Source organism: Pantoea sp. BL1 (assembly GCF_000963985.1).
In the GTDB taxonomy this organism is placed as follows: Bacteria; Pseudomonadota; Gammaproteobacteria; order Enterobacterales; family Enterobacteriaceae; genus Pantoea; species Pantoea rwandensis_B.
Genome location: NZ_JZRH01000022.1, coordinates 85,870 through 109,194 on the forward strand (window position 1 = coordinate 85,870; position 23,325 = coordinate 109,194).

Here is a 23,325-nt window from a genome sequence, read left to right on the forward strand (position 1 = left end):
TCCTGCTAAAATTGAATTAGAGAATCTGACGAACTTCATCAAGAGTGGCGGAGCCCATGGTGCCGAGGTCCAGTTTTGAGGTGTTATTCACCGTACTCACGCCATTCACGTAAGCGTAATTAAGCGGTTGTGCCACCAATTGTGTGCTGCCATTACTGGCGGCAATCGATACAGAATATTTGCCATCAGCCACTGTCGTGCCATTCGCGTCTTTGCCGTCCCAGGAGAAGGCGTGAACGCCGGACGTCAATGCGCCCAAGTCGACAGTGCGAACCACAGTGCCGTTCGAATCTTTGATGGTCGCGGTGGTGGCGGTAGAGGCGGTACTCAACTCCACCCCGAATGGGGTCGTGGTACCACTGCCAACCAGGATCTGGCTGCCATCAATCATCACACCATGTCCAATCAGCGTCGTACTCTGCAGTGACTGGCTGGTGGTGAGCTGACCAGAGATAGAACCCAACGTGGTATTCAGCTTCTCAATGCCGCTCAGGGTGTTAATCTGCGCCAGCTGAGTAGTGAGCTGGCTGTTGTCCATTGGGTTGGTGGGATCCTGGTTCTGCAACTGCGTCACCAGCATGGTCAGGAATTGGTTCTGCAAGTCCTGAGCACTGTTTCCCGTCCCTGTTGAACTGGACGAACTCAGTACCGTTGGGTCAAGATTGGCATTAACGCCGACTGCTACGCTCATGTTCGTGCTCCGTTATTGACCCATCGTCAGGGTTTTCATCATCATTGATTTCACCGTGTTCAACACTTCGACGTTGGCCTGATAGCTGCGGGACGCTGACATGGTGTTAACGGTTTCTGATACGACATCGACGTTTGGCATCTTGACGTAACCCTTCTCATCCGCCATCGGATTACCTGGGTCATACACCAATTTGGCCGGGGTAGGATCGTTCACCACGCCCGCGACTTTGACGCCACCGGTCGCCGCGCCAGGGGCGGCATCGGTCTGGAATATCACCTGTTTTGCCACATAAGGCTGACCATCCGGCCCGGTGACACTGTCGGCGTTAGCCAGGTTACTGGCGCTGACGTTGAGGCGCTGTGATTGCGCGGTCATCGCCGAACCGGCGATATCAAAAATATTCAGCAATGCCATGGTTATTGCCCCTGCAGAACGCTCATCATGCCTTTGATTTGGCTACTGATGAGGGTGAGATCGGTTTGGTATTTCAGGCTGTTATCAGCAAACTGCGTACGTTCACGATCCATATCCACGGTGTTGCCATCCGCGGCAGGTTGATCGGGAATGCGGTACATCAGGTCCATGGATGGCTGAGAGTTGGTTTCAGCGGCGATGTGGCGTGAAGAGGTGACTTTCAGCGCCATGCTGCTCCCCTCCGCGCGACCGTTTTCCATCACCTTGCTCAGCTGGCTGGCAAAGTCGATATCCCGCGCCTGGTAGCCCGGGGTATCGGCGTTGGCAATATTGGACGCCAGGATTTCCTGGCGCTGAGCACGCAGATTTAACGCTTCTGTACCAAATCGCAGCGCGGCATCGAGTTTGTCGAGCATGCTTCCTCCGCGAATGAGAATTTCGAGCTGACAGCTTAAGTGGACAAATGCAAGGGCGATCGTCTGAATAGCAGCAAAAATCACGGCTATTTTTGACATTGAATTTTTCGCGCGAAGAGTAGACTCAGGCCATCTTCTCGACAGGAGGCGTTTATGCGCAGATCTTTACCTTTGCTGGCCACGTTGTTGTTGGCCTTCGCGCTGCCCGGCCATGCGGCGGACCTGACCGCACAGTTAACGCAGTTTTTTAAAGCGCGCGATCCGCAACATGCCGCGGGGATGACCGTAGTGGTGCGCACGCCCAAAGAGCAGTGGCCGACCTGCGAGGCGCCGGCGTTACAACTGCCGGGCAACAGTCGCCAGTGGGGCAATCTCAGCATTGCCGCCAGCTGCGATCAGAATCGTCGTTTCCTGCAGGTTCAGGTACAGGTGACTGGTCAGTATTTAGTTGCCAGCCGTCAGGTAGCACGTGGCAGCACTCTCGACCCGAATGATTTCCGTCTCGAGACCGGGCGTCTGGATGAACTGCCTCCGCGTGCCTTGTTCGATAACAACAGCGTGGCCGATGCGATTGCGCTGCGCGATATCCCGCCTGGACAGCCGGTGACCGCGATGATGCTGCGCCAGCCCTGGCGGGTTAAAGCAGGACAAAATGTGATGGTGGTAGCCAGCGGAAACGGGTTTAATGCCAGTAGCGAAGGACGTGCGCTGAACAACGCCAGCGCGGCACAAATGGTGCGCGTGCGCATGGGAAATGGTCAGGTTGTCAGTGGGCGCGTCGACGCGGATGGGAATATTCTGATATCGCTATAAAGCGTTAAAGAACCCTGTTGTTCTGCCGATAGAGATATCAACAAAGACATTACCCTATGCTGACTCAGTTGACTGACCCTCAACTGACCTTACAGGAGCAAGACCATGAGCATCGACAGAACGCAGCCTTTAAGCCCGGTGAGCACTGTACAATCCCGCGACACCAACGATAACAACGGCAAGGTGCGCCAAAACGTGACTGCTTCAACCAACGCCAGCACCAGCGAAAGCGGTGCCGAAGTGAAGTTGAGCACGGCTCAGGCGCAGTTAATGCAGCCGGGCAGCAAAGACATCAACACGGCACGTGTTGAACAACTGAAAACCGCTATTCGTAATGGCGAACTGAAAATGGATACCGGTAAGATCGCCGACGCGCTGATCGCCGATACCAAGGCGTATTTAGAGGGTAACTAATCCCAATGGACAATCTGCTGACCACCTTAGATAAAATGCAGGACGTGCTGGCTTCACTCACTGTGGTGATGGATGAAGAGCAACAGCAACTGTCTGCCGGCCAGGTTAATGGCAACCTGTTGCAGCGCATATCAGAAGATAAAAGCGCGCTGCTGACGACGTTGAATTATCTGGACGAAATGCGCCGAAATACCGAAAAGTCACTCGGTACTCAGGCGCCCTATGGTGGTCACAGCGATCGTGAACGCCGCTGGCAGAGCATTCAGCAGCATACCCGCCGTTTGCGCGATACCAACACTCATAACGGTATTCTGCTGCAGCATCAAATCAGCTTCACCAATGATGCGCTCTCGATACTGAAGCCGCACCAGACTCAGGCGTTTTACGGTCCCGATGGGTTAGGCAAAGGTCAGTCGACGCTCAGCCGCAAAGGTTAATAAAGAAAAATCCCGCCGAGGCGGGATTTTTTTATGCCAGCGTACGGCGGGCAAAATCTCTCGGGCGGAAGCCCAACAGACCCAGCATGACAAAGTAAGCACCACCGCCAATGGCGCAGACTGCAGCCAGACGCAGTAACCGCCACCACATCTGCCCTTCATCCCAGGCCGGCATCACATGCAGAATGCCCAGCAGTGCTGCCGCCATGACCAAAACCGCAATCATCAGACGCACCAGGAAGCTAAACCAACCCGGCTGCGGCTGGAAGATATCCTGTTTACGTAATTGCCAGTACAGCAGCGCGGCGTTAAGACAAGCCGCTAATCCGATCGACAACGACAATCCGGCATGTTTGAGCGGGCCGATAAACGCCAGGTTCATCACCTGCGTCATGATCAATGTCACAATCGCAATCTTCACCGGGGTTTTAATGTCCTGACGCGAATAGAAGCCGGGCGCCAGCACTTTGACCACAATCAGCCCCATCAATCCTACCGAATACGCCACCAGCGCACGCTGCGTCATGGCGGCATCGAACGCGGTAAATTTGCCGTACTGGAACAACGCCACGGTCAGCGGGCCAGAGAGGATCCCAAGAGCAACGGCGCTCGGCAGGGCCAGCAGGAAGCAGAGGCGCAGGCCCCAATCCATTAGACGCGAGTACTCATCATGATTGCCGCTGGCGAAGCTCTTCGCTAACGATGGCAGTAAAATCGTGCCCAAAGCGACACCCAATACGCCCGACGGGAACTCCATCAGACGGTCGGCATAGTACATCCACGACACTGAACCCGAGACGAGGAATGAGGCGAAAATGGTGTTGATGATCAAGGAGATTTGGCTCACCGAGACGCCAAGAATCGCCGGTCCCATTTGGCGCATGACGCGCCATACGCCGGCGTCACGCAGGTTGAGGCGCGGCAACACCAGCATGCCGATTTTCTTCAGGTGCGGCAGCTGGTAGAACAGTTGCAACACCCCACCGACGACCACAGCCCATGCCAGCGCCATCACCGGTGGATGGAAATGCGGGGCAGCAAATACCGCAAAGCCAATCATGCTGATGTTTAATAACGTCGGCGCAAATGCCGGCACCGAGAAGCGATTCCAGGTGTTGAGTATCGCACCGGCCAGCGACGCCAGAGAGATCAGCAGAATATAAGGAAAGGTGACGCGCAGCAGTGAACTGGTCAGTGCGAATTTATCGGCGGTATCGGCAAATCCGGGTGCGGTGACCACAATCACCCAGGGCGCGGCAATCATGCCGAGCACCGTCACCACCGCCAGCACCAGCGTCAGTAAACCGGAAACGTAGGCGACAAATACGCGCGTGGCCTCTTCGCCCTGCTTGCTTTTGTATTCAGCAAGAATGGGCACAAACGCCTGAGAAAAGGCGCCTTCTGCAAAGATACGGCGCAGCAAATTGGGCAGTTTAAAGGCCACGAAGAAGGCATCGGTGGCCATACCGGCACCGAACACGCGTGCCACAATGGCATCACGGGCAAAGCCCAGCACGCGAGAAAAAAGGGTCATCGAACTGACCGCAGCCAGCGATTTCAACAAATTCATTTTGAGTGGCGCATCCTGAAAAGTGTCGGATAAATGAGCAACTTAGCGCGGACATCTGCTGATGTCCGGCGATAGTCTACTGCCACTGCGGGAAATGACCAGCATTGAGTGTTACAAGGGGTTATTCCTGTTCGGCATCGCGCCACAGTTTTTCCACCAGACGCTGCGCCGCCAGCGCCTGTTCACCGCTGGTTTCAGGCATCGTCTGATTTTGAACGCATTGGATAAAATGCTGTGCCGCACCGCTGAAACCGCGCTGAACAAGATGGCTTTGCCAGGAGGCTATCGGATCGGTGCGTAAGCCGCCGAGGTTCTCCTGCTGCCAGTCACGCATCTCATTAATTTCGATGTAGTCACCGTCGCAGATGGCGCTCACCACTTCGCGCTGTGTGCCGGCGCGACGATGCATACTGGTGGTGATTTGCAGCGCCCCTGCTGAGAAGTGATGTTCAGCGTACAGCATCGCCCCCTCCTCATTGGTTTCAATAAAGCCCTGCTCACGCGTCAGTTTGCCCCCTGCCAGCCACAACGCCGTATCCACCACGTGCAGGTAGTCATCCAGCAGAGTAAAGCGCAAATCCCCCGGACCCACGCTATCCGCGCGATGCTTTTCAATACGCAGTGAAGCCGCTCGCGGCATTTCCGCTTTCAACTGTTGATAGCGTGGCGCAAAGCGACGATTAAACGCCACCATCAGTTTGCGTTTGCGCTTCTCCGCTAAAGCCACCAGCGCTTCCGCCTGCTGCAGGGTTTCGGCTAAAGGTTTATCCACGCAAACATCTTTGCCCGCCAGCAGCAACGCCTGCACCACCTCAAAATGACTGGCGGTACTGCTGTGCACAAAGACCGCATCACTGGCGGCCGCCAGCGCGTCCAGCTGGTTGAAATAAGGCATGCGATAACTGTCGCAGATGGGCTGAGCTTTTGCCTGGCTGGGCGAAAACGCCCCCGCCAGTTGCCAGTCGGTGGCGTGAGACAACACCGGCAACCAGGCTTTCTGCGCGATGCCGCCTAATCCGACAATGCCGATACGAAGTGTCATGTTATTGCTCCTTCTGCAGCAGTTGTTCCAGTTGAGATTGCAGTTGAGCCACCTGCTGTTCCAACTGCGCAACCCGGCTCAACAGGTCATCGCTGTCCCTCTCATCTGCACTCATGGCAGGCTCTTCAGCCACTTCCCCGCCAAACAGATGCATGTAACGGCTTTCGCGTTTACCCGGCTCGCGTGCCAGACGTATCACCATCGGCCCGTCATCACGGGTGATTAAGCCGTTTAGCGTCTGCTCAACCTCGTTCATATCGCTAAACTCATGCAAACGTCCACTGCGGGTGCGCAGTTCACCCGGCGTTTGTGCGCCGCGCAGGAACAGCAAAGCCAGTACCGCCACTTCCGCGCTGCTGAGTTGCAAATGACCGAATGCGGAGTTACAGAAGCGCTGTTCATACTTGCTGACGCGTTGACCGAATCCGTTGTTGGAGGTCACCAGGTGCTTCTTCACCAGCTCATCAAGTTGAGATTGCACCTCCATTTCACTCAGATTCATCACCGGTTCACGGTTGGACTTTTGATTACAGGCGGTGACCACACCATTGAGGGAAAGCGGATATTGATCCGGAGTGGTGACCTGCTTTTCTAGCAGGCAACCGATCACACGCAGCGCCTGCGCGGATAAAGCCATTTTCATGCGTATTTCCTTATTATTGTCCACGACGATCTGGGGTCCACTCCTGCCAGGTCAACGCGGTCAACACGTGATCCTGCCAGCGTCCATCGATCAGCAAATAATCTTTGGCATACCCCTCTTTCTCGAACCCAAGACGTGCCAGCAGATCACCGCTGCGCTGATTGTGCGGCATATAGTTGGCCATGATGCGGTGTATGCGTTGCTGCCGCTGCATGTAGCGAATCGCTGACTGCAACGCTTCAAACATCATGCCTTGCCCCTGCCACTTTTCGCCTAATGAGTAACCAAGGTAACAAGCGTGAAATGAACCGCGCAGCACGTTGCTAAAATTGGCCACACCGCGCACTTCATGCTCTTCCGGGTCCATCAGCACAAAATAGTAGGCTGAGCCCTGTTTATGCATATCCGCGATCAGTCCAAGGCGTGCCTGCCAGCCTGAGGGGTAGCAGTGGCTTTCGTCGCGCACCGGCTCCCAGGGTTTAAGGAAGACGCGGTTCTCTGCATAATAATCTGCCAATCGCCAGGCATCGCGCTCGTGAACTAAACGGACCACCAAACGATCGGTAGTCAGGCGCACGCGGGGTCCAGCAGAACGATAGCCAAACATCATGACTCCTGAAATCCATAACTTTAAGAAAGATGTACGCCGGAGGCGATACTTCTCACTATAACCGTCACCTTCGCTACGGTAAAACCCTCGACAACATGCAACGTGATTCATCCTTAATCAGGATTAATTTTTCTGCTCATTCGATGAAAAAATATCATCCTGGATACGCTGTCTTTCCCGTCAGCGCAGGCGGAAAATAGACCAACTGGTCACTTTTCTCATCACTTGCTCAGGATTAAGCATGTCTCGGGTAGCGCGGGCACGACGCCTCGGTAAAACATTCCTCTTAGTCGATAACATGTTGGTGGTGTTAGGCTTTTTCGTGGTATTTCCACTGATTTCCATCCATTTCGTTGAACAGCTGGGCTGGGCGGCATTAATGGTGGGTATCGCGCTGGGTTTGCGTCAGTTTGTGCAGCAGGGACTGGGCATTTTCGGCGGCGCGATTGCCGATCGTTTCGGCGCGCGTCCGCTGATCGTGACGGGAATGCTGATGCGTGCAGCTGGATTCGCTTGCATGGCGCTGGCGCATCAACCCTGGATGCTATGGCTGGCCTGTTTGCTATCCGGCCTCGGTGGCACCCTGTTTGATCCTCCCCGCAGCGCCATGGTGGTGAAACTGGTACGCGCTCGCGAGCGCGGTCGTTTCTTCTCGCTATTGATGATGCAGGACAGCGCAGGCGCCGTGCTGGGTGCGCTGGTTGGCAGTTGGCTGCTGGCGTGGGATTTCCGTCTGGTGTGCTGGGTAGGTGCGGCGGTGTTTGTCGCCGCGGCGCTATTTAACGCCGTGTGGTTACCGGCGTGGCGCATCTCAACGGAACGCATTGCAATGCGCGAAGGTATGCAGCGCGTCTGGCAGGATAAACGTTTCCGCCTTTATGTGCTGACGTTGACCGGCTACTACATTCTGGCCGTGCAAGTGATGTTGATGTTACCGGTGATGGTGAATCAGGTGGCTGGCGCACCCGCCGCCGTGAAATGGATGTACGCCATCGAAGCCATGTTGTCGCTCAGCCTGCTCTATCCGCTGGCTCGCTGGAGCGAAAAACGCTTCCGCCTGGAAACCCGGCTGATGGTGGGTTTATTCCTGATGACCTTTAGCCTGTTGCCTGTCGGCATGGCCCAATCTCTGCCCTCGCTGTTTTTGTTAATCGGCGTGTTCTACCTGGGTTCCATCATCGCCGAACCGGCACGCGAGACGCTCAGCGCATCGTTGGCCAGTTCACGCGCGCGGGGCAGTTACATGGGATTCAGTCGTTTAGGTCTGGCCATCGGCGGTCTGATTGGCTACTCCGGTGGCGGGTGGATGTTCGATATGGGCCAGCAATTGGCTCTGCCTGAACTGCCCTGGATGTTGCTGAGCAGCGTTGGCATCATCACCCTGCTGGCCTTGTGGTGGCAGTTCCAGCCGCGCCCGGTGGCACCGATCATCTTCAGCAGCTAGTTTGCCCCTTCGAAGGATCTCTTCCATACTTCCCGCACGTCCGGAAAAAGGGTGACCTTTGTCACCCTTAGATTTACACAGGAGAAACGGGATGAAACTCTACATCTACGATCACTGCCCTTTCTGCGTGAAAGCACGCATGATTTTTGGCTTAAAGAGCCTGCCGGTTGAATTGATCGTTATGCTCAATGACGATGAGCAGATGCCCAAAAAACTCATCGGGCAGAAGATGGCGCCCATTCTGCAAAAAGCCGATGGCAGTGCGATGCCAGAAAGTATGGACATTGTTCGACTGGTGGATAAACAGGATCGCGAGCCGCTGCTTAACGGCAAAAACAACCCCGCCATCAGCGAATGGCTGCGCCGCGTTAACGGCTATATCAATAAGCTACTGATTCCGCGCATCGCTGATGCCTCGTTTGCGGAATTTGCCACGCCGGCAGCGCGTCGCTATTTCCGTGAGAAAAAGCAGGCCAGCGTCGGAGATTTCACGGAGCTGCGTAAACACGCACCCGGGCTGATAAAAAACATCAGTGATGACCTGCGTCAGCTCGATAAGCTCATCGTCAAACCCAATGCCGTGAATGGCGAACTGTCTGAAGACGATATCAATCTGTTTCCGCTCCTGCGTTCGCTCACCTTAGTGGCAGGCATCGAATGGCCGAGTCGCGTCGCGGATTACCGCGACAATATGGCGAAGCAAACCCAGATTAATCTGCTCTCTTCCATCGCGGCATAGCCCCGTCCGATGAGAAACGCTGCGGCGTTTCTCATCCCTCTCCTGGTGACACCTGGCCCGGTTTCAGGCAGGCTATGGCTGTTTTGCCGTATCGTTCAGGATGAGGATCTATGAAAAAGGCGATGTCTGGGCTATTGGCCCTGTTTTTAGCCGTGCTGTTGAGCGGCTGCAATCAATTGACGCAATACACCATCAGCGAACAGGAAGTGAATCAAGCGCTGCAGAAGCGCAATAACTTCGAAAAAGACGTCGGCGTATCCGGGCTGGTCAATGCACACATCGTGCTCAGCGATCTCACCAGTCAGATTGGTCGTGAAGAACCCGGCAAGATTACCCTGTCCGGCAAAGCAAACATCAACGTCAGCTCGCTATTTGGTCCGCAGCAGGCTGAAATGCAGCTGAAGATGAAAGCGCAGCCGATTTTCAATGCACAGGAAGGCGCGATTTATCTGCATGATATTGAAATTGTCGACGCGCAAGTACAGCCAGAAAAGATGGCGTCCATCATGAAAACACTGACGCCTTATCTTAATGAGTCTCTCAAACGCTACTTCAATGAGAAGCCTGCCTATGTACTAAGCGAAGACCGCAGCAAAGGTGAAGCACTGGCGAAGAAATTTGCCAAAGGCATTGAAGTGAAGCCGGGACAATTGGTGATTCCGTTTACGGATTAACCTCAACCACCGCACCTTCGGGTGCGGTTTTTGTTTCCGGCAATAAAATCCCGTGCAAACGGTTGCTCACACCCTTATGATTACTCCCCGGCCTAAACGTGCCCATTCGTTTTTTCTCAGCCGGAGCCTTTTTGAATGACAGCCCAACCCCAGCAAATCACGATTCGCCGCCCTGACGATTGGCATATCCATCTGCGCGATGGCGCGATGCTCAATGCCGTTTTGCCTTATACCAGTGCGGTCAATGGTCGTGCGATTGTCATGCCAAACCTGGTTCCACCGGTAACCAGCGTAGAGGCCGCCATTGCCTATCGCGAGCGCATTATGGCTGCGCTGCCTGCTGAACACGCTTTTACGCCACTGATGACCTGCTACCTCACTGATTCCTTAGATCCGGATGAAATTGAGCGTGGCTTCCGCAACGGGACTTTCACCGCAGCGAAACTCTATCCCGCGCATGCCACCACCAACTCCAGCCACGGCGTCACCAATATTGATTCTATCGCCAGCGTGCTGGACCGTATGCAGCAGATCGGCATGCCGATGCTGGTGCACGGTGAAGTCACAGATTCGCACATCGATATTTTTGACCGCGAAGCGCGCTTTATCGAAACCGTGCTGGAACCGCTGCGTCAGCGCTTCCCTGCCCTGAAAGTCGTGATGGAACACATCACCACTAAAGAAGCGGCAGAATATCTGGCCGCGGGCAACGACCTGCTGGGTGCCACCATTACGCCGCAGCATTTGATGTTTAACCGCAATCACATGCTGGTGGGCGGTGTACGTCCTCATCTCTATTGCCTGCCAATTCTGAAACGCAACATTCACCAGGAAGCACTGCGCAGCCTGGTGGCCAGTGGCAATCGTCGCGTATTCCTCGGTACGGACACCGCACCGCATCTGCGTCACCTGAAAGAGGCGAGCTGCGGCTGTGCCGGCGTGTTTAACGCACCGACATCACTGCCTGCCTATGCCACGGTATTCGAAGAGTTGAATGCGCTGGAACATTTCGAAGCGTTCTGTTCAGAAAACGGGCCGAACTTCTACGGGCTGCCGCTGAATGAGGGCACACTGACGCTGGTCCGTGAGTCCTGGACAGTGCAGGACACCATCAACGTGGCCGATGACACGCTGGTGCCGTTCCTCGCAGGTGAAACCCTAAACTGGCGTATTAAAGAATAATATTGCACAGCTTGCCTTTGGGATAACTTTACTGTACAAATAACCAGTATATTATCCCGGAGGCTTTTATGCGTGTTGAAATTACCGTAGCGAAAACTCAGCCCCTTCCCGCAGGTGCACTGGATGCACTCAGTGCCGAACTCACCCGTCGTATTTCCCGTGATTTCCCCGATGACGATCACCATGTCAAAGTCCGTTATGCGGGCGGCAATCAATTGAGCGTATTTGGTGGCTGTAAAGCGTCACGCGAACGCATTAGCGATATTTTACAAGAAACGTGGGAAAGCGCAGACGACTGGTTTATTACTGATTAACTGCCACTGTGCCGTTTTTGCCGGGTTTCGCCACCCGGTTTTTTTGTTTTAATTTCCCTCTCGCCAGATAAAGTCGCTGCATCTAGACTCATGTTTAACGATCCCCTATCCTTGCCTCGTCATGCTTACGGGAGGTGTTTTACATGACTACTGAAAAACCAGAAGAGGCGATGACCTTCGGTGAATTGCTGGCATTAATTGCCGAACAGCAGCGACGTTTAACGGTGCTGGAAAATGCCTTTGCCAGTTTGACGTTCTGCCTCGACGATCGCGCCAGTCAGTTACTGGTGCATAATCTGTCGCTCGAAGCGCAAAATCAGAACCACGACGCACAGTTACAACAGCACTTTACTCGGCTGGCAGAAGAGATTCAGCGGCGTAATGGTCAGGTACCTCCGGCAGAACAAGCCTGAAGCCTTCCCCTTTTTTCGGCATAAAGTTTTCCCTTAACACCGCCGATAACTACGCTATAGCCACTGTTCAGACTATTGAATAAATGCCCAGCACACCGGGCACTTTATTATTCGACAAAAGTCGCATTCTGAACGCATTTATTATCGTTCTCTTTTTAATCGCCACACGTTTTAACTATTGTACCGCCTGTTTCATGTTATAATTGTTCCGCTAGTGCAAGAAAAGCCGCATTGAACCTCAAGAAGCACTTCGTTTAACGAGTAATAAGGAGGTTATAATGGACAGAAATAAAGACGTCATTCAGACTCATCCGCTGGTTGGATGGGACATCAGTACCGTAGACAGTTATGACGCCATGATGATCCGCCTGCACTCGCTATCATCGCAGGATCAGAAAGAAGAAGAAGCTGACGTGGGCCCCACCTACTGGCTGACTACTGATGTAGCCAGACAGTTCATCTCGATACTCGAAGCTGGCATTGCAAAGATTGAGTCCACAGAGCAATACCTACGCGATAATCAAAAGCACTAATTTCTTACTTCGCGTGAAAGGGCACCCAATAGGGTGCCTTTTTCATGGGCGTGATTTTTTTGATATGCTGTTGAAAAATTTCGTCGTTTGGCAGGAGTGATGTGGTTATGGTTTATGATCTGATTGTGGTGGGCAGTGGATCGGTGGGTGCCGCCGCCGGTTTTTACGCAACCCAGGCAGGCTTATCGGTATTGATGATTGATAGTGCCCATCCTCCGCACAGCCAGGGCACACACCACGGTGAAACACGCCTGATTCGCCATGCCTATGGCGAAGGTGAACGCTACGTCCCGCTGGTGCTGCGCGCACAAACCTTATGGGATGAGCTGGAACGTCAGAGCGGTGAACGCATCATGCATCGAAGCGGCATCCTCAATCTGGCCCCCCTCACCTCCTCATTTATCCAAAATGTCATCGACAGCGCCAAAACATATCAACTGGAAGTAAAAATCCTGCAGGCAGACGAAGTGCGCAAGCGCTGGCCGCAGATCTCTGTGCCCGACGGCTACATTGGGGTATTCGAACCTCACTCCGGCTTCCTGAAATGTGAGCAGGCAGTTCGTAGCTGGATACAGCTGGCTGAACAGGCGGGTTGTGCGCAACTGTTTAATTGCCCGGTGAGTGAAATCGCACGCGATGGCGATTTGCAGCAAGTCACTACTCGCGACGGTGTGTTTCGCGCGCGTAAATTATTGGTCAGTGCCGGTACCTGGGTGAGTGAACTGGTAAAAGATCTGCCGGTACAACCGGTGCGTAAAGTCTTCGCCTGGTATCAGGCTGATGGTCGATACAGCGAGAACAACCAATTTCCTGGCTTCACGGTGGAGATGCCTGATGGCAGCCACTTTTATGGCTTCCCTGCCGACAATAATGCATTAAAAGTGGGGCGTCACGATGGCGGGCAGCTGATGCAGAAACCCGAAGATCGTAAACCTTTCGGCAGTATCGCTGCAGACGGCAGTGAAGCCTTCAGCTTCCTGCGTCAGTTCTTACCAGGGGTTGGCGTTTGCTTACACGGTGAGGCCTGCAGCTATGACAACACACCTGACGAAGACTTTATTATAGATACCCTTCCAGGCGAGCCCAATCGATTAATTATTACCGGCTTGAGTGGACACGGATTTAAATTTGCCAGCGTTTTAGGTGAACTTGCCAGTGAATTTGCCCAGGATAAGCCCTTCTCCTTTGACCTGAAGCCGTTTTCACTTTCGCGCTTTGCTTAACGTTGTCTCGCTGGCGCCCCAGGCGCCAGCATTATTGACGCAAGCTGACATTAATAGTTTTTTCCTGACATTTTAGCGTTAAGATTGCCGCATTAGGTGTAGCAATATTCCATTCCATTTTATTTCCCCGCCAGCCGTACAACCATCGTCAATATTTCTGACGCAGACATCGATATAAACGCACAATTTCCGAATGTCTTTTTAAATTTTATAGAAAGGTAAGCTTAATTGCTTTCATATTTCAAAATATGGATGCTTATTACCCTCTATTTCCAGATATGGATTCACTTTTATGTGGCGTAACTCCAGACAACATTTCGGGCTAATGACCATTATGTTGCATTGGCTAATGGCGCTGGTCATTTACGGCATGTTTGCGCTGGGTCTGTGGATGGTCGGATTGGGATATTACGATGGCTGGTATCACAGCGCCCCGGAAATCCACAAGGGTATTGGCATCCTCCTGTTTGCCACATTACTGCTGCGCCTTGGCTGGCGTGTTATCTCTCCTCCGCCCGCCCCCTTACCACACTATTCCCCCTTAATTCGCCGATCCGCCAGCCTGACTCACGGGCTGTTGTATGGCTTGTTGTTGCTGCTACTGGTAAGCGGCTACCTGATATCGACCGCCGATGGCAAAGCTATCTCTGTGTTTGGGTGGTTCGAAGTGCCCGCCCTGTTAAGTGGAGCAGGTGCACAGGCCGATTTGGCTGGCGCTCTGCATTTGTGGCTTGCCTGGGGGTTAGTGCTGTTTTCCGCCCTGCATGGGCTGGCTGCATTAAAACACCATTTTATTGATCGAGACTTCACATTGAAAAGGATGCTGGGTTACCGCATCCCGTTAACCTCTGAAAAGGAGAAGTAAAATGCTAAAGAAGACGCTACTGACACTGAGTGCCGCCAGTCTGTTAGGCACCAGTTTGCTGGCCAGCGCAGCAGACTATAAATTTGATAAAGAAGGCCAGCACGCCTTCGTACAGTTCCGTATTCAGCACCTGGGTTATAGCTGGTTATACGGCACGTTTAAGGATTTTGACGGGACTTTCACCTTTGACGAAGCCAACCCTGCGAGCGATAAGGTTAACGTCACCCTGAACACCGCCAGCCTCGACACTAACCATGCCGAACGCGACAAGCATATTCGCAGTGCCGATTTCCTTAACACCGCCAAATTCCCGCAAGCGACTTTCGCCTCAACGGCAGTCAAAAAAGAGGGTAACGATTACAAGATCACAGGTGATCTGACGCTCAATGGCGTGACGAAGCCGATCACCCTGGATGCACGCCTGCTGGGCGAAGGAAAAGATCCCTGGGGTGGCTATCGTGCCGGCTTTGAAGCTAACGGTGAAATTGTCTTGAAGGAATTCAATATCACTAAAGATCTTGGACCGGCATCGCAGAAAGCAGAGCTGATTATTTCAGTGGAAGGTGTGCGGCAGTAAGGCAGTAAGGCAGTAAGGCAGAACCAGCCTGAGATCATGTGATTTCAGGCTGGATGTCGTTTACTTTTTCTCTGGCGCGGGGATCGCCATCGTCATATTGAGTAAACCACGCGACTTGTTAAACACTTTATTACCGTTTTCACGGCCTGCGCGGCGTGAACGCTGCTCTTCCGGTGTTAATGTCGCCTCTTCCATGCACAGCGGGCTGCAGCAGTTGTGGTATTTCTCCGCACAACTCGGGCACTGAATGAACAGCAGATGGCATCCGTCATTGACGCAGTTAGTGTGACTGTCGCACGGCACGCCGCACTGGTGGCAACTTGAGAGAATGTCGTCAGAAATACGTTCGCCCATACGTTCATCAAACACAAAGTTTTTGCCTTTGAAACGGACAGGTAAACCCTGCTCACGCGCACGGCGGGTATATTCAATGATGCCGCCTTCAATGTGGTAAACATCATTGAAGCCTTTGTGTTTCATCCACGCACTGGCTTTTTCACAGCGGATCCCGCCGGTGCAGTACATGACAATCTTTTTGTCTTTATGCTCCTGCAGCATATCCACGGCCATCGGCAGCTGATCGCGGAAGGTGTCGGCGGGGACTTCCATCGCCTGATCGAAATGGCCCACTTCGAATTCGTAGTGATTGCGCATGTCGACAAACACCGCATCGGGATCATCCAGCATCGCATTGACGTCTGCGGCTTTTAAATAGGCACCGACATCGCTGGCATCAAAGCTTTCATCTTCAATGCCATCGGCCACGATGCGCTCACGAACTTTCAGGCGCAGTACCCAGAAGGATTTGCCATCATCGTCCAGCGCAATGTTCATTCGCAGGTTATTTAACGCCGGATCAAACGCATACAGTGCGGTTTTCATGGCTTCATACTGGCTGGCAGGTACGCTGATTTGCGCGTTGATCCCCTCTTTTGCCACGTAGACGCGTCCAAATACCTTGAGCTTTGTTAGCGCAACGTAGAGGGCATCACGGAAGGCTTTCGGGTCGGCAATCTGGAAGTACTTATAAAAAGAGACTGTGGTACGCGGCTCGTTTTCAGCCAGCATACGTTCTTTCAGCTCTTTATTGGAAACAAGGTTATGTAACACTGGCATGGTGTTCGATCCTGTTAGCAATCAGAGAAATTTAGCGCGCACATGATACCTGAATTCCGCTCGATGCAAAGCCCCTGGTCAGATAATCCTGAATGGCGGGATTACCGACGCAATTCTCCGCCGCAGTTGTAGATTAATGCGCAATCTGACTGCCTTACACCCGCCTGCAGGCTATGCTTGATTTCAGTCAGCACGAAAAAATGGCATAATCACGACAAATAACAGAAACCGGACTCTCTGGCACAAGACGCAGGATACTGACATTTCCATGACTCAACTTCCCCAATTTTCCCGTGAACTTCTTCACCCGCGTTACTGGCTGACCTGGATAGGTATCGGCTTTCTTTATCTGCTGGTGTTACTTCCTTACCCGGTGCTGCATACGATTGGCTGTGGCCTGGGCCGCATTGCCATGCGCTTCTTAAAACGTCGTGTGGAAGTCGCGCAACGTAACCTGGAACTCTGTTTTCCGGATATGCCCACCAGCGAACGTGAAGCCATGGTGAAGCACAACTTTGAATCGGTTGGCATGGGGCTGATTGAAACCGGTATGGCGTGGTTCTGGCCTGACTGGCGTATTCAAAAATGGGTGGCCACTTCCGGGCTCGAACATGTCAGCCATGCGCTTGCGGAAAAACGCGGCATTTTATTGATTGGCATGCATTTCCTGACGCTGGAGCTAGGTGCTCGCGTGTTTGGCATGCACAACCCAGGCATTGGCGTTTACCGGCCGAATGACAATAAGCTCATCGACTGGCTGCAAACCTGGGGACGCATGCGCTCAAATAAGAGCATGCTGGATCGTAAAGATCTCAAGGGCATGATTCGCGCCATGAAGAACAACGACATCATCTGGTACGCGCCTGATCATGATTATGGCCCGCGCAGTAGCGTGTTTGCCCCTTTCTTTGCCGTGCAGGATGCCGCAACCACCACGGGCACGCATATGTTGATTCGATTGGGCAATCCCAGCGTGATCCCGTTTCTCGCTCGCCGCCTGCCCAACGGACGCGGTTATGAGCTCAAAATGATGCCTGACATTCGCCATAAGTTCTCGCTAGAGAATGAACTCGATACCGCTATCGTGATGAATAAAGTGGTAGAAGAGACCGTTCTGTTGGCACCAGAGCAGTACATGTGGTTGCACCGCCGTTTTAAAACCCGCCCTGAAGGTCAACCATCGCTGTATTAATGTGATGTGGAGCACAGTCCGTGCTCCACGCTTTCCTGAGAAAATTTGCGTTATTTCACGACGATAGTCTGTCAATTTTAGTCAAACCGGGCCAGTCTGAATTCAGGCTGATGGCATTGTTCGGTCCATATTTAACTTTATCCATGGAGCAGAATAACCTGTAGAAATGCAGAATATTAATCTTTGTTAACGAAATGTAAACACTAAAATGCGCATCTCTTTGAATTCTCATCCAGCCGCATCAAAAAGCTTCATCCATGGAAACAGGTGGTCACGGATCTAATTTTGACGCATTCCAGGCCTATTCCTATTTAATATTGCTGAATGCTTTTGATCCGCTTATCAATCCAGTAAAATTAACTTACATAACAAGGCATTGTCTTAGTCCACCCCCTCTATATTCTGTTTCTATAAAAGAAGAGCTATGCTTATTCCTTTCTGGAATTTGTTAGCGAAATCGATTCCAGTTAATTTCAACCGTGACAGTTAGCCAAATAACTGCCCTTCTAAAAATATAAAAAGATTACACACAGCAAATATATCGCAGGAACCTATAATATGAATAAAGGCATCTATTACTACGTGACAATCAGTACTGATCAAGAGGGCTACCACCTCTTGCATCGGAAAGAGTGTAAACGTCTACCCGTTAAGGAGGATATGGTTTTTATCGGTACGCTCTATAATTTAAATCAGGCTTTATCAACCGCTCGTATTAATTTTAAAAAGGTGAAACCCTGTATTAAATGCTGCATTCGTTACTCTGCTCCTATTATTCGCGAGTCAGTACGTCCTGTACTGCATTTCCCGCAAAAGATGATCTAAACGGTTTGGGCGGTTGAATTGCATTCATCCGCCCGCCGTTATTCTATGCCTGCCCTGCACACTTCCATTTTTCGTCTATTCTTCTGTGAAATCCCTTTCAACAGACATGGAGTTCATTATGAGCTTATACAGCACGCTTGAAGAAGCTATCGACGCCGCACGCGAGGAGTTTCTCGCAAGCCAGACGGATGTGCACGAGGACGATGTCAGCGTGAGCCAGTTCTCGCTACAAAAGTACGTGATGCAGGATGGCGACATCATGTGGCAGGCAGAGTTCTTTGACGGTGAAGGTGAACAAGGTGAGTGTTTACCGATCTGCAGCGGTGAAGCCGCTCAGGCGGTATTTGACGGCGATTTCGACGAGGTGGAACTGCGTCAGGAATGGCAGTCGGAAAACACCCTGCACGAGTGGGATGAAGGGGAATTCCAGCTGGAGCCCCCACGCGATCTTGAAGAGGGTGAAGCTGCGGCAGAGGAATGGGAAGATGACGATAGCCCATCGGATAAATGGGCATAAGCGTTACTCGTAAGGGCCGTGGCTGGCATCGACGGGCAGCAACAGCGTATCCATCACCAGCGAGAGTGGCAGATCAAGGATGGTCAGCACGCGCCATGGCCCGTCACGCACATCCCATTGCACACCGGGATAATACTGGCTGCCATGTCCCTGTCCTGGAATGGTTCGGCTGATAATACTGCCGCAACCGCTCAACACGAGTGTGGTGGCACACAATACGGTTAATTTAAGGAAATAATTCACAACATTTACTCACAATGAACTGGCGTTAGTTTAACCGGGTCTCGGGTGGAATAACTACACCTGCGCGCGTAAAGATTGTGTTAGTCAGAATGTTGGCAAAAAAAAAGCGGCATCGCTGCCGCTTTCAGGGTTTTCAAGGTTAGCGCTGTGGAAGCGCCTCAGGATTGAGTTTCAATTTCTGATAACTCTCCACCCATTGATGATATTTCTCTGCACTTTCCCACAGGCGTGAGTGCACGCGCGCCAGCACGACTGGGTCACTGATCAACTGCAAACGTTGTTCACGGTTGAGTTTCTCAGGCGCATCGCTCAGAGCCTGGTCGACACGACGGTCACGCGCATGATCAAGCAACGCACTCTGTTTATGGCGCGACGTGGCCATAGCGGTTGCCAGGGCGTTGAATGCCGGGTTGAACAAGGCGTGCATAAAGCCATTCTTCAACGCACGCTCGCGATTCAGTTGCAGGTAGTGATCGGTATCAACCAGTTCTTTCGGTGGTTCATACTCTTCCGGGATTAGGAACAGCTTCGCATTCTTACTCTTCTGCCCCACCGTTGCACGGCTCGACATCACCGACACAAACGGCGACAGGATCAGTGAGAATACAATCGGCGCCAGCCACCACAGGAAGTTCAGATCGAGCACACCCATACCGGCCGCCCAAACGATACCTAACAGCATCTGAGAACCATGACGACGGAAAGCTTCGCCCCATGGTGTGGCATCGTCATCACGCTGCGGTGAGTTCCACACCACTTCCCAGCCGAGGAACGCGCTGACCACGAATACTGTATGGAACAGCATACGCACCGGTGCCAGCAGCACCGAGAACAGCATTTCCAGAATCAGCGAGCAGAACAGGCGAATGGCACCGCCGTACGGCTTGGCACCTTTGAACCAGATCAACACCACACTGAGCAGTTTCGGCAGGAACAGCAGGACCAACGTGGTAGAGAACAGCGCGATCGCCAAATCAGGACGCCACTGCGGCCACACCGGGAACAGCTGGCGCGGTTGCAGGAAGTAGGTTGGTTCCATCAGCGTATGTACCACCTGCAACGCGGTGGACAAGGCGAGGAACATAAACCACAACGGCGCTGACAGATAAGACATCACACCGGTCAGGAACACTGCACGGTGAACCGGGTGCATCCCCTTCACCAGGAACAGGCGGAAGTTCATCAGGTTACCGTGGCACCAGCGACGGTCACGCTTCAGTTCATCCAGCAGGTTCGGCGGCAGTTCTTCATAGGAGCCCGGCAGGTCATAGGCGATCCACACCCCCCAACCCGCACGGCGCATCAGCGCGGCTTCAACGAAGTCATGCGACAGAATTGAACCGGCGAAAGAGCCTTCACCTGGCAGCGGCGCTAACGCACAGTGCTCGATGAAAGGCTGAACACGGATGATGGCGTTATGCCCCCAATAGTGCGATTCACCCAACTGCCAGAAGTGCAGACCGGCGGTAAACAGTGGACCGTAAACACGGGTGGCAAACTGCTGGCAACGCGCATACAGCGTATCCATGCCTGACGCTTTTGGCGACGACTGGATAATACCGGCGTTCGGATTGGCTTCCATCATGCGCACCAGGCCGGTGAGACACTCACCGCTCATCACGCTGTCAGCATCCAGCACCACCATGTAGCTGTAATTGCTGCCCCAGCGACGGCAGAAGTCATCGATGTTACCGCTTTTACGCTTCACACGACGACGGCGACGGCGATAGAAAATCTTGCCTGCACCTCCGACATCACGCACCAGCTCCATCCAGGCTTTCTGCTCAGCGATGGCGATATCCGCATCGTAGCTGTCGCTCAGAATATAGACATCGAAGTGCTCGGCATTACCGGTGCGCTGCACAGATTCCCAGGTGGCACGCAGACCGGCGAATACGCGTTCAACGTCTTCGTTACAGATCGGCATGATCAGTGCAGTACGATGCTCCGGATTGAGCGGCTCATCACCGGTGGTCGAATACGAAATGCTGTACTTGTCGCGACCCATCATCAACTGCAGGAAGCCCATCAACGCGGTCCAGAAACCCGCAGACACCCAGCAGAACAGAATGGCAAACAGGAATAATATCCCGGTTTGCAAAATGTAAGGCAGGATCAGCTCTACCGATTGCAGCCAGTTCTGGTTAAACAACTCAATCGGATCGAGCAGCGTCCAGCCCTGATAGGGCAGAATGGTTTTCATGTACCAGGTCGCCACTACCGTCTGCAAAATCGTCAGAATCAGCAGGACATAACGGCGCATAGAACCAACATGACGCCACTTATCCTCGGTCTTTTGCTCTTCCGCTGTGGCATAACGCGGCGTGGATTTTTTCCCACGCACAGAATCCCATGCACGCGCGATAGGGTTGGTGCGCCAGATCTCAGGGAACATCAGCGAGCGCTTCACTTTAGGCATCGCCTTCAGCGTGGTGCGGTCGAGATAATCCTTACTGAGTTGTTGACCCTCAGCCAGTGAATCCGGCCAGGCCATCTGTACGCGTGATGACACCGATTTTAGCGGCGCATCATCCGGGCGATCGCTGGCGGCAACATCTTGCCCCAGCGCCGTATGAATAGCGTGGAACGCCTGGGCATTCTGTAACGAATCACTCAGACGAGCGCGCCCCGCCGCATCAAGCGGCAGGGCCTCCACGTAAGATTGAGGTAAAAAAGTCGATTTATTCATTGGCAGGTAGCTGATAGCTCCAGGTTTCCGTCAATGTCTTGTCGTCGCTCACCAGCGCCGCACGCATTTCGGTCGGCTGCTTGTTATCTTTCACGCGCAGACGCAAGACCAGACGCCAGCCTTTAGTCACCGGGTTGTAGCGCACACTCTGCTCAACCACATCGGCGTTGTTGCCCACACTGACCTGAGGCGCGACCTGGGTATTGTCCGGCAGTTTGCTCATCGCTTTACCGACGAAGTCGATGGTAAAGGCGATAGAACCATCCGGTTGACGCACCAGGTTAGACTGCTTCACATCACCCGCAGAACGCAGCGTGTTTTTCACCCAGGCCACATCATCCTGATGCAGTTGGTTTTCATCACGCGTGAAGTGCAGACGATACTGGAAGTTCATCTCTTTGCCCGGCTCAGGCAATGACTCTGGCGTCCAGAAGGCCACAATGTTGTCGTTGGTTTCATCGGCCGTCGGGATTTCGACCAGTTCGACACGGCCTTTGCCCCAGTCACCCTGTGGCTCAACCCAACCGCTTGGACGCAGATCGTAGCGATCGTCGAGATCCTGATAATGGCTGAAATCACGGCCACGCTGCAGCAAACCGAACCCTTTCGGGTTTTCGATGGTGAAGGTGCTCACCGCCAGGTGTTTCGGGTTGTTCAGCGGACGCCAAATCCACTCACCGTTGCCCGCGTGAATGGACAGCCCATTCGAGTCATGCAACTCGTTACGGAAATTGGTCACTGGTGAAGGCTGGTTAGCGCCAAACAGGAACATACTGGTGAGTGGTGCCACGCCCAGTTTGCCGACGTTATCACGCAGGTAAACTTTAGACTGCACATCCACCGTCGACTCTTTGCCCGGTTTGATAATGAAGCGATAGGCACCGGACGCACGTGGTGAATCCAGCAGTGCGTAGATCACCAGCTGCTTGTCCTGAGGTTTTGGACGTTCAATCCAGAACTCTTTAAAGCGTGGGAACTCCTCGCCTGATGGCAGCGCGGTATCAATGGCCAGGCCACGCGCAGAAAGACCATACACCTGACCTTCGCCAATCACGCGGAAATAGCTGGCGCCCAGGAAACTGGTGATTTCGTCGTCTTTACCCTTTTTGTTTAAAGGATACAGCACTTTAAATCCGGCAAACCCGAGATTCTTGACGGAATCAGCATCGTGTTTCACGTTGCCGAAGTTGAAATAGTCAGGGTTATATTTGATTTCACGTACTGATGAAGCGGTGACTTCATTAATTTTCACCGGCGTATCGAAATACATGCCCTGATGGTAAAACTCGAGCTTAAACGGCGTGCGCAGTTTGCCCCAGTATGCTTTGTCGTGGTTAAACTGGATCTGCTGATAATCCGCAAATTTCATATCACGAAACTGAGAGGGTAAATTGCTCTTCGGCGCTTCGTAACCTTTCCCTGCCAGCGCCTTGGCTTGTTTTGCCACATCATCAATGTTGAACGCCCAGCTATTGTTGGCGTACAACGCCAGCAGAACTGCCGCGCCTACCCAGCGCATTTTTACCAGTCCCACTTTTTTATTCACATTATTTAGCACATCCCCCCCTTTCGTGTGCTCAGATCAAACCCGTTTATCTTAAAGGATTATTCGGTTTTCCGACAGCTTATGCACAAGATTGTTCCGCTGATTTGTAAGCTGAAAGTGTGCTTTTCGGATAATTAAACCCTTCAGGTTAAGATACAGAATCACCTGATAGTATACGCT

The 23,325-nt window shown here is 52.8% G+C and carries 27 protein-coding genes; 16 read left to right on the forward strand and 11 right to left on the reverse strand.

Annotated elements, in window-relative coordinates; translation table 11 throughout:
• Positions 1–16: 16 nt before the first annotated feature.
• The 3 genes from flgD to flgB are packed head-to-tail and all read right to left on the reverse strand — an operon-like array spanning position 17 to position 1,524.
• Complete coding sequence (gene flgD / locus VH86_RS12740) at positions 17–691, reverse strand: flagellar hook assembly protein FlgD (protein WP_045813859.1); 675 nt, start codon at positions 689–691, stop codon at positions 17–19.
• 12 nt (positions 692–703) lie between these two features.
• Positions 704–1,108, reverse strand: coding sequence for a flagellar basal body rod protein FlgC (gene flgC / locus VH86_RS12745; RefSeq protein WP_034830669.1), 405 nt, complete (start codon positions 1,106–1,108; stop codon positions 704–706).
• Positions 1,109–1,110: 2 nt separating this feature from the next.
• Positions 1,111–1,524, reverse strand: coding sequence for a flagellar basal body rod protein FlgB (flgB, locus tag VH86_RS12750; RefSeq protein WP_034830667.1), 414 nt, complete (start codon positions 1,522–1,524; stop codon positions 1,111–1,113).
• Positions 1,525–1,677: 153 nt separating this feature from the next.
• Between flgB and flgA the strand changes: the two genes are divergently transcribed.
• The 3 genes from flgA (at position 1,678) to flgN (ending at position 3,188) form a co-directional block, all read left to right on the forward strand.
• A complete protein-coding gene (flgA, locus tag VH86_RS12755; RefSeq protein WP_045813858.1) occupies positions 1,678–2,337 on the forward strand; it encodes a flagellar basal body P-ring formation chaperone FlgA in 660 nt (219 codons plus the stop codon).
• A gap of 105 nt (positions 2,338–2,442) precedes the next feature.
• The gene (gene flgM, locus VH86_RS12760) at positions 2,443–2,751 is read left to right on the forward strand and encodes a flagellar biosynthesis anti-sigma factor FlgM (RefSeq protein WP_038647616.1); all 309 of its coding nucleotides are present in this window, start codon (positions 2,443–2,445) and stop codon (positions 2,749–2,751) included.
• 5 nt (positions 2,752–2,756) lie between these two features.
• Positions 2,757–3,188, forward strand: coding sequence for a flagellar export chaperone FlgN (flgN, locus tag VH86_RS12765; protein ID WP_038647618.1), 432 nt, complete (start codon positions 2,757–2,759; stop codon positions 3,186–3,188).
• 31 nt (positions 3,189–3,219) lie between these two features.
• Here flgN and murJ read toward each other — a convergent pair whose 3' ends face one another.
• From murJ to rimJ, 4 genes are all read right to left on the reverse strand, one after another.
• Entirely contained in the window at positions 3,220–4,758 is a 1,539-nt protein-coding gene (gene murJ / locus VH86_RS12770; RefSeq protein ID WP_045833070.1) for a murein biosynthesis integral membrane protein MurJ, read from the reverse strand.
• A gap of 121 nt (positions 4,759–4,879) precedes the next feature.
• Positions 4,880–5,800 (reverse strand): Gfo/Idh/MocA family protein, encoded by a 921-nt coding sequence (locus VH86_RS12775; RefSeq protein ID WP_045833071.1) that lies wholly within the window; start codon positions 5,798–5,800, stop codon positions 4,880–4,882.
• Position 5,801: 1 nt separating this feature from the next.
• The gene (locus tag VH86_RS12780; protein ID WP_038647624.1) at positions 5,802–6,443 is read right to left on the reverse strand and encodes a DUF480 domain-containing protein; all 642 of its coding nucleotides are present in this window, start codon (positions 6,441–6,443) and stop codon (positions 5,802–5,804) included.
• 13 nt (positions 6,444–6,456) lie between these two features.
• Positions 6,457–7,050: a ribosomal protein S5-alanine N-acetyltransferase gene (gene rimJ / locus VH86_RS12785; protein WP_038647626.1), complete on the reverse strand. Its 594-nt coding sequence runs from the start codon at positions 7,048–7,050 to the stop codon at positions 6,457–6,459.
• A gap of 244 nt (positions 7,051–7,294) precedes the next feature.
• On the opposite strand from rimJ, the gene mdtH reads away from it, so the two are divergent.
• The 10 genes from mdtH to VH86_RS12835 all read left to right on the forward strand — a co-directional run bounded on the left by mdtH (position 7,295) and on the right by VH86_RS12835 (position 15,017).
• Positions 7,295–8,497: a multidrug efflux MFS transporter MdtH gene (mdtH, locus tag VH86_RS12790; RefSeq protein WP_045833072.1), complete on the forward strand. Its 1,203-nt coding sequence runs from the start codon at positions 7,295–7,297 to the stop codon at positions 8,495–8,497.
• 91 nt (positions 8,498–8,588) lie between these two features.
• A complete protein-coding gene (grxB, locus tag VH86_RS12795; protein WP_045833073.1) occupies positions 8,589–9,236 on the forward strand; it encodes a glutaredoxin 2 in 648 nt (215 codons plus the stop codon).
• Positions 9,237–9,346: 110 nt separating this feature from the next.
• Positions 9,347–9,910, forward strand: a complete 564-nt coding sequence (locus VH86_RS12800; RefSeq protein WP_038647632.1) for a lipoprotein — start codon at positions 9,347–9,349, stop codon at positions 9,908–9,910.
• 135 nt (positions 9,911–10,045) lie between these two features.
• A complete protein-coding gene (gene pyrC, locus VH86_RS12805) occupies positions 10,046–11,092 on the forward strand; it encodes a dihydroorotase (protein ID WP_045833074.1) in 1,047 nt (348 codons plus the stop codon).
• Between the two features lie 68 nt (positions 11,093–11,160).
• Positions 11,161–11,406: a DNA damage-inducible protein I gene (gene dinI / locus VH86_RS12810; RefSeq protein ID WP_034820137.1), complete on the forward strand. Its 246-nt coding sequence runs from the start codon at positions 11,161–11,163 to the stop codon at positions 11,404–11,406.
• 143 nt (positions 11,407–11,549) lie between these two features.
• Positions 11,550–11,819: a hypothetical protein gene (locus VH86_RS12815; protein WP_038647637.1), complete on the forward strand. Its 270-nt coding sequence runs from the start codon at positions 11,550–11,552 to the stop codon at positions 11,817–11,819.
• A gap of 278 nt (positions 11,820–12,097) precedes the next feature.
• Positions 12,098–12,352, forward strand: coding sequence for a biofilm formation regulator BssS (gene bssS, locus VH86_RS12820; protein ID WP_013508627.1), 255 nt, complete (start codon positions 12,098–12,100; stop codon positions 12,350–12,352).
• A gap of 107 nt (positions 12,353–12,459) precedes the next feature.
• Positions 12,460–13,575: an N-methyl-L-tryptophan oxidase gene (solA, locus tag VH86_RS12825; RefSeq protein WP_034820146.1), complete on the forward strand. Its 1,116-nt coding sequence runs from the start codon at positions 12,460–12,462 to the stop codon at positions 13,573–13,575.
• Positions 13,576–13,867: 292 nt separating this feature from the next.
• The gene (locus VH86_RS12830; protein WP_038647638.1) at positions 13,868–14,440 is read left to right on the forward strand and encodes a cytochrome b; all 573 of its coding nucleotides are present in this window, start codon (positions 13,868–13,870) and stop codon (positions 14,438–14,440) included.
• Position 14,441: 1 nt separating this feature from the next.
• Complete coding sequence (locus VH86_RS12835; RefSeq protein WP_045833075.1) at positions 14,442–15,017, forward strand: YceI family protein; 576 nt, start codon at positions 14,442–14,444, stop codon at positions 15,015–15,017.
• A gap of 60 nt (positions 15,018–15,077) precedes the next feature.
• Here the strand turns inward: VH86_RS12835 and VH86_RS12840 are convergent, their stop codons facing one another.
• A complete protein-coding gene (locus VH86_RS12840) occupies positions 15,078–16,133 on the reverse strand; it encodes a rhodanese-related sulfurtransferase (RefSeq protein WP_038647642.1) in 1,056 nt (351 codons plus the stop codon).
• Positions 16,134–16,401: 268 nt separating this feature from the next.
• Here VH86_RS12840 and VH86_RS12845 point away from each other — a divergent pair, with 268 nt between their 5' ends.
• The 3 genes from VH86_RS12845 to VH86_RS12855 all read left to right on the forward strand — a co-directional run bounded on the left by VH86_RS12845 (position 16,402) and on the right by VH86_RS12855 (position 18,667).
• Positions 16,402–17,325 carry a Kdo(2)-lipid IV(A) acyltransferase gene (locus VH86_RS12845; protein WP_034820169.1) on the forward strand — a complete coding sequence of 308 codons (924 nt, stop codon included), beginning with the start codon at positions 16,402–16,404 and terminating at the stop codon, positions 17,323–17,325.
• A 558-nt stretch (positions 17,326–17,883) separates the two neighbouring features.
• The gene (locus VH86_RS12850; RefSeq protein ID WP_034820172.1) at positions 17,884–18,150 is read left to right on the forward strand and encodes a hypothetical protein; all 267 of its coding nucleotides are present in this window, start codon (positions 17,884–17,886) and stop codon (positions 18,148–18,150) included.
• 118 nt (positions 18,151–18,268) lie between these two features.
• Positions 18,269–18,667: a MysB family protein gene (locus VH86_RS12855; RefSeq protein WP_038647646.1), complete on the forward strand. Its 399-nt coding sequence runs from the start codon at positions 18,269–18,271 to the stop codon at positions 18,665–18,667.
• A gap of 3 nt (positions 18,668–18,670) precedes the next feature.
• Here the strand turns inward: VH86_RS12855 and VH86_RS12860 are convergent, their stop codons facing one another.
• The 3 genes from VH86_RS12860 to VH86_RS12870 form a co-directional block, all read right to left on the reverse strand.
• Complete coding sequence (locus VH86_RS12860; protein WP_038647648.1) at positions 18,671–18,910, reverse strand: YceK/YidQ family lipoprotein; 240 nt, start codon at positions 18,908–18,910, stop codon at positions 18,671–18,673.
• Between the two features lie 139 nt (positions 18,911–19,049).
• Complete coding sequence (mdoH, locus tag VH86_RS12865; RefSeq protein ID WP_038647650.1) at positions 19,050–21,599, reverse strand: glucans biosynthesis glucosyltransferase MdoH; 2,550 nt, start codon at positions 21,597–21,599, stop codon at positions 19,050–19,052.
• Positions 21,592–23,127 (reverse strand): glucan biosynthesis protein G, encoded by a 1,536-nt coding sequence (locus tag VH86_RS12870; RefSeq protein ID WP_197080214.1) that lies wholly within the window; start codon positions 23,125–23,127, stop codon positions 21,592–21,594. The genes mdoH and VH86_RS12870 overlap by 8 nt, the downstream gene beginning before the upstream one ends.
• Positions 23,128–23,325: the final 198 nt, after the last annotated feature.